The organism is Bradyrhizobium sp. Kon58 (genome assembly GCF_055807455.1).
Genome location: NZ_JBVVOT010000048.1, coordinates 15300 through 29496, shown reverse-complemented (window position 1 = coordinate 29496; position 14197 = coordinate 15300). Strand labels below are relative to the sequence as shown.

General features: G+C 65.4%; 11 protein-coding genes. 4 read left to right on the top strand and 7 right to left on the bottom strand.

The window, feature by feature from the left end; translation table 11 throughout:
- Positions 1 to 208: 208 nt before the first annotated feature.
- On the bottom strand, positions 209 to 1096 hold the full coding sequence (locus tag AC0L20_RS37745) for a TauD/TfdA dioxygenase family protein (RefSeq protein ID WP_473295358.1): 888 nt from the start codon (positions 1094 to 1096) through the stop codon (positions 209 to 211).
- A gap of 201 nt (positions 1097 to 1297) precedes the next feature.
- Entirely contained in the window at positions 1298 to 2077 is a 780-nt protein-coding gene (locus AC0L20_RS37740; protein WP_473295357.1) for an SDR family NAD(P)-dependent oxidoreductase, read from the bottom strand.
- Between the two features lie 98 nt (positions 2078 to 2175).
- On the opposite strand from AC0L20_RS37740, the gene AC0L20_RS37735 reads away from it, so the two are divergent.
- On the top strand, positions 2176 to 2913 hold the full coding sequence (locus AC0L20_RS37735; RefSeq protein WP_473295356.1) for an SDR family NAD(P)-dependent oxidoreductase: 738 nt from the start codon (positions 2176 to 2178) through the stop codon (positions 2911 to 2913).
- Between the two features lie 73 nt (positions 2914 to 2986).
- Entirely contained in the window at positions 2987 to 3361 is a 375-nt protein-coding gene (locus AC0L20_RS37730; RefSeq protein WP_027515488.1) for a CsbD family protein, read from the top strand.
- 153 nt (positions 3362 to 3514) lie between these two features.
- Here AC0L20_RS37730 and AC0L20_RS37725 read toward each other — a convergent pair whose 3' ends face one another.
- Together AC0L20_RS37725 and AC0L20_RS37720 are read right to left on the bottom strand one after the other, a co-directional pair.
- Entirely contained in the window at positions 3515 to 5203 is a 1689-nt protein-coding gene (locus tag AC0L20_RS37725; protein ID WP_473295355.1) for an SGNH/GDSL hydrolase family protein, read from the bottom strand.
- A 216-nt stretch (positions 5204 to 5419) separates the two neighbouring features.
- The gene (locus tag AC0L20_RS37720; RefSeq protein ID WP_473295354.1) at positions 5420 to 6817 is read right to left on the bottom strand and encodes a lytic murein transglycosylase; all 1398 of its coding nucleotides are present in this window, start codon (positions 6815 to 6817) and stop codon (positions 5420 to 5422) included.
- A 203-nt stretch (positions 6818 to 7020) separates the two neighbouring features.
- Between AC0L20_RS37720 and AC0L20_RS37715 the strand changes: the two genes are divergently transcribed.
- Positions 7021 to 7896, top strand: a complete 876-nt coding sequence (locus AC0L20_RS37715; RefSeq protein WP_007599884.1) for a UTP--glucose-1-phosphate uridylyltransferase — start codon at positions 7021 to 7023, stop codon at positions 7894 to 7896.
- 105 nt (positions 7897 to 8001) lie between these two features.
- On the opposite strand, the gene AC0L20_RS37710 is transcribed toward AC0L20_RS37715, so the two are convergent.
- On the bottom strand, positions 8002 to 9498 hold the full coding sequence (locus AC0L20_RS37710) for a sensor domain-containing diguanylate cyclase (RefSeq protein WP_473295353.1): 1497 nt from the start codon (positions 9496 to 9498) through the stop codon (positions 8002 to 8004).
- Positions 9499 to 9642: 144 nt separating this feature from the next.
- On the opposite strand from AC0L20_RS37710, the gene AC0L20_RS37705 reads away from it, so the two are divergent.
- On the top strand, positions 9643 to 9906 hold the full coding sequence (locus AC0L20_RS37705) for a DUF7662 domain-containing protein (RefSeq protein ID WP_473295352.1): 264 nt from the start codon (positions 9643 to 9645) through the stop codon (positions 9904 to 9906).
- Positions 9907 to 10081: 175 nt separating this feature from the next.
- Here AC0L20_RS37705 and AC0L20_RS37700 read toward each other — a convergent pair whose 3' ends face one another.
- Positions 10082 to 12958 carry an EAL domain-containing protein gene (locus tag AC0L20_RS37700; protein WP_026232774.1) on the bottom strand — a complete coding sequence of 959 codons (2877 nt, stop codon included), beginning with the start codon at positions 12956 to 12958 and terminating at the stop codon, positions 10082 to 10084.
- Between the two features lie 154 nt (positions 12959 to 13112).
- Complete coding sequence (locus AC0L20_RS37695) at positions 13113 to 14111, bottom strand: NAD(P)H-quinone oxidoreductase (RefSeq protein ID WP_007605500.1); 999 nt, start codon at positions 14109 to 14111, stop codon at positions 13113 to 13115.
- Positions 14112 to 14197 lie beyond the last annotated feature (86 nt).

The following is a 14197-nucleotide window of genomic DNA, read 5'->3' as shown; positions in this document are numbered from 1 at the left end:
AAGGGAGAGCTGTTTGTAAGTCCGCCCCATGGCAACACCTCCAGATGGAAGTGTTGCACTTCGTTTGTGAACTCAGGAGACCCATTACCCCAGGGTGCAATTGTTGAAGCAGGCTGGCAACCACCAGCCTTCGCCAAACTGCGCCCGGTGATAATGGGTCCTGGATCGGCGCTCGCTTCGCTCGCTGGTCCAGGACGACTATGGAGAACTACTCCGCCGCCTGCTGCTGCACGGTCGGCTCCGTGCCTGCCACCGTCGCGCGGCGCATGTCGCGGGGCTGCGACTGGTCGTAGCGGCGGACGCGGTGCATGGTCTGGCGGTTGTCCCACATCACGAGGTCATGCAGCGTCCATTTGTGGACGTAGACGAACTCGCTCTGGGTCGCGTGCTCGTTGAGATCGCGCAGCAGCAGCCTTCCTTCGGGGACGCTCATGCCGACGATCTTGCCGGCATGCGATGAGAGATAGAGCGACTTGCGGCGATGGACGGGGTGGGTGCGCACCAGACGTTGCAGCACCGGCTTGAACATCTCCTTCTCGTCGTCGGTGTATTCGGTGAAGCCGAGCGATCCCCGTGAATACATCAGCGAGTGCTCGCAGACGAGGTCGTCGATCTCCGCCTTGGTCTCGTCGTCGAGCGCGTCATAGGCCGCGCGCATGTCGGCGAATTCGGTGTTGCCGCCCTTCGGGTTGAGCACGCGGGCCGACAGCAGCGAGAATTTTGCCGGGATGGGGCGGAACGAGCTGTCGGAATGCCACAGGCAGTTGCCGAGATTGAACAGATGCGCGCGGCTGTCCTTTGCCAGCGGCTTGCCGTCCTTGCCGAGATTGGAGACGTCGTTCAGGCCCGACTGGAGCCGGTAGTCCTTTTCCTTCGTAACAGTGCCGCCGCGCGCGTCCTCGCGCTGGCCGAAATTCAGCGCAAAGGCCATCTGCTGTTCGTCGGTGATGTCCTGGTCGTGGAACACCAGCACCGCATATTTGTCCATGGCGGCTTCGATCTCGCGCGCCTCATTTGGTGTGAGAGGTTGTCGCAGGTCGAGGCCAGAGACCTCGCCGACAAAATGTTTGTGAAGCTGCCGGATGGCGATCGTCATGACGTTTCTCCCGCGCGTGCGAGCAGTTGGTCCCGCTCTGTCGTGGAAAAAGTTACTCCCGTAACAAGCGATGTCAACGCTAGGCGCGCATAGCTGCCCGTAGCCCGGATGGAGCACAGAGTAATCCGGTGTTCTCACCCCGAGGAAAGACCTTCCCGGATTGCGCTGCGCTCCATCCGGGCTACGCACCTTTGGTGCCGCTCACGCGTTGCGCGCCATCAGGCCGCCGTCGACGGGGATCACCGCGCCGGTGAGGAAGGACGCTGCCGGCAGGCACAGGCTCAGCGTCATGTGCGCGACCTCCTCGGGATCGCCGTAGCGGCCCAGTGCGGTGCGGCGCTTGGCGTAGATGGTCTTGTGCTCTTCCGAGATCCGGTCGGTGATGGCGGTGCGGACCGGCCCCGGGCAGATGCAATTGACGGTGATGCCTTCACGGCCGAGCTCCACCGCAAGCGAGCGGGTGAGGCTGGCGACGCCGCCCTTCGCCGCCGAATAGGGGCTGTGCAATGCGGTGGCGCCGAGCGCCTCGGTCGATGCGATGTTGACGATGCGCGGGCTCTTCGACTTGCGCAAGTGAGGCAGCGCGGCGCGGATGATGCGCGGATGCGCCGTCAGCATCACCGCGATGCCCCTGGCCCAGGCGTCCTCATAGGCCTCGTCGTCGATCGCGACGCGCACGGAGATGCCGGCATTGTTGACGATGATGTCGAGTCCGCCGAAATGGGTCGCGACGTCGCCGACCACGCGCTTGATCTCATCGCCGTCGGCCACGTCGAGCTTCCAGGCTTTCGCGGCGCCGCCGCTTGCCGCGATCTCCTTCGCCACGGCGAGTGCGCCCTGCTCGTCATAGTCGGTGACGGCGACGTTGGCGCCCTCGGTGGCGAACACGCGTGCCGTCGCGCGTCCCATGCCGCTGGCCGCGCCGGTGACGAGAACGGTCAGGCCCTTCACGGAGCGGCTGAGCTGCTTGAAATCGGACATGGTGTTTCCTCTGAGCCCTGCTTGTTCTTGTCGTGATTGACAAGGCTGTCATCGATCCGCAGACAGGTCAAACAAGCAAGACAATCGGGAGGCCAGCGATGACGAACGAGCTCGATTTCTCAGGCAGGCAGGTGCTGGTCGTCGGCGGATCCAGCGGCATCGGCAACGGCATTGCGCAAGCCTTTCGCGTCAGGGGCGCGCAAGTTGCGGTCTGCGGCACGCGTGCTCACGCGAAGGAATATTCAGCTGACGAGGGCTCGGATCTCACCGGTCTCTCCTACGCGCAACTCGACGTCGGCAATGCCGGAGCCGTCGAAGCGTTCAAGCCGTCGTTCGATCGGCTCGATATCCTGGTGCTGGCGCAGGGTGCGGTGCTCTATCGCCGCGGCGAGTTCGAGATGGCCGGCTTTCGCAAGGTCGTCGAGGTCAATCTGATGAGCCTGATGGCCTGCGCCACGCGTTTTCATTCCATGCTGCGGGACTCGCGGGGATCGCTGATCATGGTGTCCTCGACCGCGGCCTATCATTCCACCATGGGCAATCCCGCTTACAACGCGTCGAAGACCGGCGCGGTCGGATTGACACGGACGCTGGGCGAGGCCTGGGCGGAAGACGGCATCCGCGTCAACGGCATCGCGCCCGGTCTGGTCGACACCAAGATGACGAAGGTCACGACCGACAATCCCAAGCGGCTCGAAGGTGCACTTTCACGCATTCCGCTGCGGCGATTGGGCACGCCCGCTGACATGGCGGGCGCGGCGCTATTCCTGGCATCACCGCTGTCGTCCTACATCATCGGCCAGACATTGGTCGTGGATGGTGGGCTTATTCTTTGAGTCCAATTTCAAGTCAGATGGAACTGCGCCGCTCCTGATCGGTTACTTGGGCTGACCCCCGAGGAGGAGCATCATGGATAAGGATCGGATTGTCGGATCGGCCAAGGAATTCGCCGGACGCGCGGAAGGCGCCATCGGAGATATGGCCAGCGATACGCAGACACAGGCGTCCGGCAAGGCACGCGAAGCCGCCGGCACCGTGCAGAATCTCTACGGCCAGGCCAAGGATGCGGTACGTGACGCCACGGACACCGCGGCCAGCTATGCCAAGGACGCCTATGACAAGCCGGCCGAAACCTTGCGCGACGGCTCGCAGGCGATTGCCCAGAAGGTGCAGGACAACCCGATGGGCGCGCTGCTGGTCGCCGGCGGCATCGGCTTCGCGCTCGCGTTGCTGATGGCACGGCCTTCGCGCCGCCCGCCGCCGCGCTGGCGCTACTACGGCTAAAGCCAACGCGCGATATTCATCGGGCCCCGGACGCAGCACGGCGTGTAACGCCGCGTTGCTGAGCCGGGGCCCATTCTTTTTGAACGTGCTGGGCTGCGCAGCAGCGTTTCACGCTGCAGCGCGTCCGGGACACGAGACCTCAGCTTAGAAAGATTACCGGAACACTTCCGCCGATCGCCCGACATTGCCAGGCGGCCGCGGGATCGCGGGGTTGGGATTCGGATTGCGCGGCGCCGGCGCCAATTGACGCGGCGGGGGCGGCGGCGAGCCAAAGCCGAAGAAATCGCGCATCGATGGCGCTGCCTGTGCCGGTTGCTGCGGCGCCGGTGGCTTCTTCGGCGCAAGCTTTGGCGGGGCAATCGCTGCGGCCGCACCCGGCGTACCGCCGTCGGGCGTCGTCGCGGCCACCGGCGTATCGCCCTTGGCCTGCTCGCGGCCGACTTCGCGGCGCGGCCAGGCATAATCGTCGGCGCGGCCGGCGGGCGCAGCCAGTGGCTCGCCCTTCACCATCGTCTTCGCAGCGAGCGCATCGACGGCGGCAGGACGCGAGCCCGGCCCACCCAGCAATTGATCGGTCGAGATCGAGGCCGCGACCAGCGGCACGATCGGGCCGGCCAGCGGCCGCGGCGCGGGCTTGCCGGGTTCGGCACTGGTGTCGGGGGTCGCCGGCTCGCTCGGCAGCGCGATCGGGCCGGAGCGCCCGGCGAGCAGGCGGGTGATCTCGCGCTCGACATAGTGGGCGAGCTTGCGCGCGCCTGGCTTGGTGAAATAGACGCCGTCACCGCTGCGGAGCTGACGGATCTGGCCTTCGAAGTCCGGGCCCTTCTGCAGGAAACGGCCGGCCTCGTCGACAAAGCCATCCCAGACGTCGACATAGGTGATGCCGGCCTTGGCCGCGCCTTCGCGATAGAGCGAATCCAGGAACAGCATGTCCGCGGTGCCCTTGGGACCGCGGATCGCGGGCAGGCCAACCCAGAGCACCGGCACGCCCTTGGACTTGAGGACGTTTGCGAGCTCCTCGATCTTCTTGCCGTAGAGTTCGACCCAGCGCTCATCGCGGAATTCGTAGAGGCCGTTCGGGTTGCGCGCGGTCTTCTCGGGCGCTGCGACTGCGGGTGCGTCAGCGTTGTCGGCATCATCCTGCGGCAGGTCGGCATCGGCCGGCTTGTCGTCCGGCTTCGCCGCGGTGTCGCCGGGCTTGGCATCGCCGGGCTTGGCCGGTGGTTTGCCGCGCGCGCCCTTGTCGTTCTTCTTGTCCTTGTCCGTCGCCTTGTCCGATTTATCGGGCGCCGCCGCCTCGCGGATCGCGATGCGGTCGTTGAGGCCGAGCATCACCACGATCACGTCGGGCTTCTCGGTCTCGAGAATGCCCTTCGCAGCAGCCGTCCAGTCCGAGGGCTCACCCTTGGGCTGATACTTGATCAGGCCGGACGTGGTCTTGTGCTTGCGGATCACGCCCGTGTCGGGCTGCTCGGTGTAGGCATCCTCCAGGCCGTAGGCGAGCCAGTCGGCCATGGCGTCGCCGATCACCAGCACGTTCCTGTCGGGAATGGTGTCGCGCTTGGCCGGCGCCGGCGCGCGCGAAAAATCCTGACGCGGTGCTTGCGGCTGTTGCTGCTGGAACGGCGCGAAGAAGTCGCCGCCGAACCATCCGCCGCCTCCACCTCCACCGTTCCGCGGCGGCGGCGGAGCCGAACGCTGCGGTGGGCCGCCGAAGCCGGGGAAGTTGAAGAACTGCGCCGAGGCGGGTCCCGCGACCGACACCAGAATCGCAAGCGCCGTCCCCAGCGCGATCAGCGGGCCGGTCTCGGTCAGCACCTTGAAAAAGGACTTCTTCGACATGCGATCTCGGCACGTGCAACGGGGATCGGGGCAGGCTCGAATATAATAACGGAATCGGGCGCCAAACGGGCAGATTCTCTTTTCAGTTCTCTTCAGACACTGAGATCGTTGGCCCAAGATTCTGAGGTTAGGATCCTTGGCCCATACACGGCGAACGGCCGCCCCGGTCAAGGCTGTCGGCCAAATTCCCTGTTCAGGGTTACTTTCGGCGCGATTTTACCGCCCGCGCAGCCGGTTCAGCGCGTCGGAGGAGGCAAATCCGTCCGCGGGGACCCCGATCGAGGCCTGGAAATTGCGCAGGGCTTCCCGGGTCTGGCCGCCGAACTGGCCGTCGGGGGTGCCCTTGTAGAAGCCGCGCTGGGCCAGCAGCTGCTGCAGTTCCAGCCGCTCGGTCCGGGACAGCTCCCGTTCCTGCCGCGGCCAGGGCTGCACGAACGGCTGGCCACCGCGCAAGCGGTCGGCGAAATGGCCGATCGCCAGCGCATAAGCCTCGGCCGGGTTGTACTTCATGATGACCCGGAAGTTCTGCAGCATCAGGAAGCCCGGCCCCTGCGCGCCGGCCGGCGCCAGCAGATAGGCCTTCTCGGCCGGATGCGGGAAGGGCTGGTTGGCCGGGCGCTTGAGGCCGAGCTTTTCCCATTGCGCCACCGTCATCGCCTTGGCGCGATCGGCCAGCATGTAGTTGAAGCCCTGGGGCACCACGACCTCGTAGCCCCAGGTCTGGCCGGCCTGCCAGCCGTCCTTCTTCAGATTGTTGGCGGTCGACGCAATCAGGTCGGAGGGATTGTCGACGACGTCACGCCGGCCGTCACCATCGCCGTCCACGGCAAAGCGCTTGAACGCGGTCGGCATGAACTGGGTCGGGCCGAAGGCGCCGGCCCAGGAGCCGCGCAATTGTTCGGGCCTGAGATCGCCGCGGTTGAGGATCTCCAGCGCGGAGAGGAATTCGTCCTTGAAGTAAGCCTGGCGGCGGCCGATGCAGGCGAGCGTCGCGGTCGATTGCAGCACGCTGCGGTCGCCCATCTGCGTCGAGTAGTTGGACTCGATGCCCCAGATCGAGGCGATGATGTAGCGATCGACGCCGGTGGCTTTCTCGGTGGCGTCGAACTGCGCCTTGTATTTGGCCAGGACCTCGCGGCCCTTGGCGAGGCGGTTGTCGTTCACGAGGATGTCGAGATAATCCCAGATCGACTTGGTGAACTCGGGCTGCGAGTCCATGAGGTCCATGATGCGCAGATCGGGTGCGAGGCCTGCCGTGAAGCGCTGGAAATTTTCCTGCGTGATGTTGCGCCGTGCGGCATCGGGCCACATCCCCGCGACGCAATTGTTGAAGTTGCCGGCGGCCTCGCGGATCGCGGCGGCCGTCATCAGCGGATGCCCGGAGGCGCCGTCCTCGCCGGTCCAGGGTTGAACTCCCGTTTGAGCGCCGCTGGGCCCGGGCGCTGCTGGCGAAGGCGCCTGGTTCGGGCCGGAGAAAATACCGCCGAACAGATTTGACAGACCGTTCTGAGCCTGCGCGCTGGCGGGAAGCGGGAACAGCAGGGCGGCCGCAATCATCGTCGCACCGGTCACGGACCCGCCCCGTTTTGCCAGCCCTGCCATTGATTGCATCATGTCCACACCTGTCCGGCCAAAATCCGCCCTCAGGAGGCCTGGTTACGGTTGCCAACAGCTTAACAAAGGTGAAATTTTGATGGTGGCCTTTTTCTTAACTCTGTGAGGATGAGGCCCCACATCCGCCTTTGTTGGCGGCTGCAAACAAGCTAGCAAGATGCCATTGCTCCCTTCACGTGTTCCTCAGGTATTCGATCAATCCCATGAAAATCCGCAAAGCCGTATTTCCCGTTGCCGGCCTCGGCACCCGCGTCCTGCCCGCCACCAAGGCGATGCCGAAGGAAATGCTGACGATCGTCGACAAGCCGCTGATCCAGTACGTCTATGACGAGGCCCGGGAAGCCGGCATCGAGCACTTCATCTTCGTCACCGGCCGCAACAAAAGTGTCATCGAAGATCATTTCGACCGGATGTTCGAGCTCGATGCGACGCTGGCCGCGCGCGGCAAGAAGACCGAGCAGGACGTTCTGGCGCAGAACCAGCCGGAGGCCGGCGCCGTGAGCTTCACCCGCCAGCAGGCGCCGCTCGGCCTCGGTCACGCGGTCTGGTGCGCGCGCGACATCGTCGGCAACGAACCGTTCGCAGTCGTGCTGCCGGACGAACTCGTGCTCAATTCGCCCGGCTGCCTGAAGCAGATGATCGACACCGCCAGCAAGCTCGGCGAAAAATCCAACGTCATCGCGGTCGAGCCGGTGCCCGATCATCTGACCCATCAATACGGCATCTGCGGCGTCGGCAAACGCACCGGCAAGATGTTCGAGGTCGACGGCATGGTCGAGAAGCCGGCCAAGGGCACCGCGCCCTCCAACCTCTCGATCACTGGGCGCTACATCCTGCAGCCGGAGATCTTCAAGATCCTGGAGACCCAGGAGCGCGGCGCCGGCGGCGAGATCCAGCTCACCGACGCCATGATCGGCCTCGCCAGATCGCAAAAATTCTACGGCGTCGAGTTCGAGGGCGAGCGCCATGATTGCGGCTCCAAGCCCGGCTTCCTCCGCGCCAACATCGCCTACGGCCTGAAGCGGCCGGAGCTGCGTGACGGGCTCATTGCGGAGATGAAGAAGTATCTGGGGCAGTAACGCTCCGTCGTCATTGCGAGGAGCGAAGCGACGAAGCAATCCAGGCTGCCTCCGCGGAGACAGTCTGGATTGCTTCGCTTCGCTCGCAATGACGGAACGAACCCCTCACGCCACCAGCGACAGCTTCGGCAGGCTCGCGACCACCGACTGGTTGCGGCCGCCGGCTTTTGCGGCGTAGAGCGCCTTGTCGGCGGCGGCGACCAGCAGCGGCCAGTCCATGCCCGTGGTCGGAACGAGGCTCGCGATGCCGCAGGACACCGTCGAGCTCGTGTGGTCGTCGGACCAGCCCTGCACCTTGGCGCGGATCTTCTCGGCCACCGTGAGGGCGTCGGTGACCGAGGTGCCCGGCAGCAGCACGGCGAATTCCTCGCCGCCATAGCGCGCCGCGCAGTCGCCGGCGCGGCTCACCGAATCGGAAATGCAGATGGCGATGCCGACCAGCACCTGGTCGCCGGCCTGGTGGCCGAACGTGTCGTTGTAGGCCTTGAAGTGATCGGCATCGATCATCAACAGCGCGATCGGCGTCTGCTGCCGCATCGCGCGGCGCCATTCGACGTCGATCACCTGGTCGAACTTGCGGCGGTTCTTCAGGCCGGTGAGCGCGTCGGTCGTCGCCATCTCCTCGAGCTTGCGCTCGGCCTCGGCGCGCCGGCCGATTTCGCGCGCGAGCACCAGCGTCGATGCCAGCATGAACAGGCTGAGCGCAAGCACCACGGCGCCGATGCGGTAGGCTTCCCTCTGCCAGAGCTCGAACACGGCGTTCAGTGGCTTGCCTGCCACCACGAATAGCGGGCCGGTCCCGCTGCTGCGGACATAGAGCCGCGGCGTGCCGTCGATCGGCCCCTGTCCGGCGAATGCGCCGCCGACCTTCAGATTTTCGGCCTTCCAGACCGGCCGGTTGGCCAGATTCGTACCGATCACGTCGAGATCAAACGGCCGCCGCATCATGACGGTACGGTCGCGCCTCAGCACGGTGATGGTGTCGTCGGGATCGAGGCTCAGCCGCTCGAACAGTTCGTGGAAATAGCTGAAGCGGATCGATCCGGCGACGACACCGAGGAAGCCGCCGTCGGTGTCGCTGATGCGCCGGCTCAGCACGATCGAATAAGCGCCGCGGAACAGCATGGGACGGCTGATGAAGAGGCCTGCGTCCGGATTGTCCCGATGGGCCTTGAAGTAATCCTCGTCGCCCCGGTTCACCGCAACGGGATCGAGTGTCGAGGCGTCGATGGTCAGCCGGCCGTCGGCGTCGAACACCTGGATCGCGCCGAAATGCCTCGCCGTGGTCGAATGGTCGAACAGGATCAGGTGACGGATCGGCTTCGAGACGGTGCCGATTTCCGGCAGCAGCATGTTGCTGGCGACCGCCTTGAGGGCCAGGTCGTAGATCTCGATGTTGCGGCTGACGTCGGACTCGATGGTCGTCGCCAGGTTTTCCAGCGTCTGGCGGGCGAGCGCCTCCTCGCCGCGGCGCATGTCCAGCATGACGTTGACGCAAATGGCGGAAAAGCCGATCACCGTCACCACGGACGAGATGATCAGCAGCTTCGCCGAAAGCCGCCATGGCCGCCGGGCCGTGACGTCGCGCCATCGAGACAACATCGTTTGCTCCCGACACCAGTGAATGCGCCCGAAAGCTTGAGTAGTGTTTAAGCCGGGACGGCGCTGCCGGAATGAGTTAAAAATTGGTTTCCGCGGCTCACGTTTTTGGGCAAAGCGGGGCTTCGACCAGCGAAGAGGACAGCGGTGAACGACTACGACGCGTTGCGCGATTATCTGATGCGGCAGAAGCAGGCGGAATTCGTGCTGACCTATGAACAGATCGAAGAGATCATCGGCGCGGCCCTGCCGCGCGCGGCGAATCGCGCCTCATGGTGGGACAGCCTGCGCAGCCCGGACATCCAGATGCCGCAACGCGAAGCCTGCCTCGCCGCGGGTTTCAAGGCGATGCGGATGCCGGACGGTGCGAGCGTGCGGTTCACGAAGCTGAAGGCTGACCGGCGGCGTTGATATCGAGGAGAGGTCCGCTCTTCCCCTCTCCCCTTGTGGGAGAGGGTGGCTCGCCGCGTAGCGGCGAGTCGGGTGAGGGGTCTCTATCCTCACGTCAGCGTTTCGATTCGTAGAGACAACCCCTCATCCGGCGCTTCGCGCCACCTTCTCCCACAAGGGGAGAAGCGGAGAAGGATCAGCTCGCCGCTTCCAGGCGCACTTCCGTGAGCAGGCGCATCGCGGCGTCGGCGTCCATGGGCTCGCCGAACGCAAACCCTTGCGCGTATTCGCAGCCCATCTGGTAGAGCTCGACCGCGTCGGAATCGGTCTCGGCACCTTCGGCGACAACGTCCATGCCGAGGTCGTGCGCGAGCGCGATGATGGACTTCAGGATCACCGGGCGGGTGCCGCGGTTGGTGGTGCGCACGAAGGACTGGTCGATCTTGATGGTGTCGAACGGGAAGCGCTGCAGATAGGCCAGCGACGAATGGCCGGTGCCGAAATCGTCGAGCGACAGCCCGGTGCCGAGCTCGCGGATCCGCGTCAGCATCTGCGCCGCGTGCTCCGGATTCTCCATCACCAGCGATTCCGTCAGTTCCAGCTTCAGCGTGCCGCGCGCGACCGAGGAGCGCGACAGCACGGTGCGGATATCGTGGATCAGATCGTGGCGCAGCAATTGCCGCGAGGAGACGTTGACCGATGCGAAGATCGGCTCGCGCGAGCGCATCGCGCGCTGCCAGATCGAGAGCTGCTTGGCGGTCTGGTCGAGCACGAACATGCCAAGGTCGATGATCAGGCCGGTCTCTTCCGCGATGGTGATGAATTCCGACGGCGCCATGCGTCCGAGCTTGGGATGATCCCAGCGCACCAGCGCCTCGAAGCCGGCGACGGAGCGGTCTTCGAGCCGCACGATCGGCTGGTACAGGATCGTGAGCTCCTGCCGCTCGATGGCGCGGCGCAGTTCGCTCTCCAGCGTCAGCCGGTCGGTCTTTCGCGCGCGCATCGCGGACTTGTAGACGTCGATGCGGTCGCCGCCGATCCGCTTGGAGTGATACATCGCAAGCTCGGCGTCCTTGATGATCTCGTCCGTGAGCTGAACTTGCGGATCGGACAAGGCGAGGCCGATCGAGGCCGTGAGAAAGATCTCGCGTTCGTTGAAGGCGATCGGCGCGCGGATGGTCTTGCGGATGGTCTCGGCAAAGGCGGTGATGCGGGCAGGGTCCTGCTCCGAGAGCAGGATCAGGCCGAACTGGTCGCCGGCGAGCCGCGCCAGCGTATCCTGCGGCTTCAGGATGCGGGTGAGGCGGCGGGCCAAGGTCAGCAGGATGGAATCGCCGACCGCGATGCCGACGGAATCGTTGACCTGCTTGAAGCGGTCGAGGTCGATCACCATCAGCGTCGGCCGCAGCGTCGGCATGGTCTTGGCAAAATGAGCGACGGCGCCGAGTCGGTCCATGAACAGCTTGCGGTTGGGCAGGCCGGTCAGATTGTCATGCACGGAATCGTGCAGCAGGCGCTCCTCGGCATTGCGCAGCTCGGTGACGTCGGTGAGGGTGCCGACCACGCGCGAGACCTCGCCGTCGGAGCCGACCACCGGGCGCGCCTTCAGCGCGAACCACATGAAGTGACCGTCCGGCGTGCGCAGGCGGAAATCCTGCACCAGGCGGCCGCGGCGCTGGTCGAGCACGCTGTCGAGCGCGGCGCGGAAACGGTCCTGGTCGAGTGGGTGCAGCACCTCAAGCCAGGAGGCGGCCGGGCCTTCCAGCGTGCCGCGCTTGAGGCCGAGCAGGGCCTCGGTCTCGGGGCTGGTGAAGACCTTGTCGGCGGACACGTCCCAGTCCCAGATCAAATCGCCGGAACCGGCCAGCGCCAGCGCGCGGCGCTCGATGTCGGAGACGACGCCGGTGGTGGCGCCGCCGCCCGCGAACGCATGCTGCATCACCGTGAAGCCGATCAGCATCACGATCAGCACGAGGCCGCCGAGTAGCGCCGGGCCGACGATGTCGTTGGTGACGGAGCCTGCGACCGTCATGCCGGCCGCGACCACCCAGACCACCAGCAGGAACCACGTCGGGATCAGCAGCACCGCGCGGTCGAAGCCGTGGGTGGAGAGATAGACGATGAGCGCGAAGCCGGCGAAGGCGATCAGCACCAGCGAGATGCGCGCGATGCCGGAGGCCACCGCGGGGTCGAACAGGGCCAGCGCCACCAGCGAGCCCAGGAACGCGAGCCAGCCCACCGTGATGTGGGAATAGCGCACGTGCCATCGACTGAGATTGAGATAGGCGAACAGGAACACCAGCAGCGTCGCCGCCAGGATCGCCTCACCCGCCGCGCGCCAGATGCGCTCGGCGTTGTTCGACATGTCGAGCACCTTGCCCCAGAAGCCGAAATCGACGCCGATATAGACCAGCACCGCCCAGGCCAGCGCCGCGGCGGCCGGGAACATGATGCTGCCCTTGACCACGAACAGGATGGTCAGCACCAGCGCCAGCAAGCCGGAAATGCCGATCACGATGCCTTGGTACAGCGTGAACGAGTTGACCTTGTCCTTGTAGGATTCCGGCTCCCACAGATAGAGCTGCGGCAGCTTGTCGGTGCGCAGCTCCGCGACGAAGGTGACGACGGCGCCGGGATCGAGGGTGACGCGGAAGACGTCGGCGGTCGGGCTCTCCTGTCGCTCCGGCCGGTCGCCGGTCGAGGGCGTGATGGTCGCGATGCGCGACAGCCCGAGATCGGGCCACAGCAGCCCCGAGGAGACGATGCGGTAATGCGGGGCGACGATCAGGCGATCGAGCTGGTCGTCGGTGTTGTTGGCGAGCGCGAACACCACCCAGTTCTGGCCACCCTCGCGGGCGCGCACCTCGATGCGGCGGACGATGCCGTCGGTGCCGGGCGCGGTGGAGACCTGGATCCGGTCGGCGTCGCTGCGCTGATGCTCGAGCACGCCGGTGAGGTCGATTGCGGGCGCGTCACCGCGGACGCTGACAGCGTCGAGCGCGCGCGCCGGGAACGCGCAGACGAGAATCATGAGGCCCAGCGCTATGGGCGCGAGGCACCTGATCAGACGCAAGGTCAGTTCTCCGCGTTCGACGCAAACTGTTCGGTGCAGGCTCTTCGGTGCACGGCGTTTTCCGAACGGAACAAAGTGGTTCGGTGCGTCGCGATAGATGCCACGAAAGCAAGGAAAATCAAAGGGTTTCCGGCTTGCCCTGTGGGCCGCTGGCCTAGACCTCCAACACAATTTTGCCAATATGTGCCGAGGTCTCCATCCGCCGGTGCGCGTCGGATGCCTTTTCCAGCGGGAAAGTGCTGTCCATCAGCGGCTTGACCCGGCCTTCGCGCAAAAGCGGCATCACTTTCGCCTCGATCGCGGCCACCATCGCCGCCTTGTCCGCATTACTACGGGGGCGCAGCGTCGAGCCGGTATGGGTCAGGCGCTTCACCATCACCTTGGCGATGTTGACGGTGACCTTGGGCCCGTTGAGGGTCGCGATCTGCACGATGCGGCCGTCGAGCGCGGCGGCGTCATAGTTGCGATCGACATAGTCGCCGGCGACCATGTCGAGGATCAGATTGGCGCCGGCATTGTTGGTCTCCGCCTTGACCACGGCGACGAAGTCTTCCGTCTTGTAGTTGATGGCACGATCGGCGCCGAGCTTGAGGCAGGCATCGATCTTGTCCTGCGATCCCACGGTGACGATCACCTTGGCGCCGAACGCTTTTGCGAGCTGGATCGCCATGGTGCCGATGCCGGAGGAGCCGCCATGGATCAGCAGCGTCTCGCCGGCCTTCAGGCCGCCGCGCTCGAACACGTTGTGCCAGACCGTCATCAGCGTTTCCGGCAGCGCACCGGCTTCCTTGATCGAGAGCGACGGCGGCACGCTCATCGCCTGACCATCCTGGGCGATACAGTACTGCGCATAGCCGCCGCCGGCGACCAGCGACATCACCTTGTCGCCGATCTTGTGCCGCTTGGCGTTGCTGCCGACGGCCACCACTTCGCCGGCGATCTCGAGGCCGGGCAGGTCGCTGGCGCCGGGCGGCGGCGGATAGGCGCCGGAGCGCTGCGCGACGTCGGGCCGGTTGACGCCGGCGGCCTGCACCTTGACCAGGATCTCGTCGGGGCCGGGCTGCGGCAGCGCCCGCTGTTCCGGCACCAGCACTTCCGGTCCGCCGGGTTTCGAGATGGCGACCACGGTCATTTGCGCGGGCAGCTTGTCCATGATGTGTCCTTGAGCAAAGGTGCGGGATGGAACGAGGCCATTGCTTAGCCAGCGCGATGCAGGCTGGCAACAGCCTCAGCCGCTTG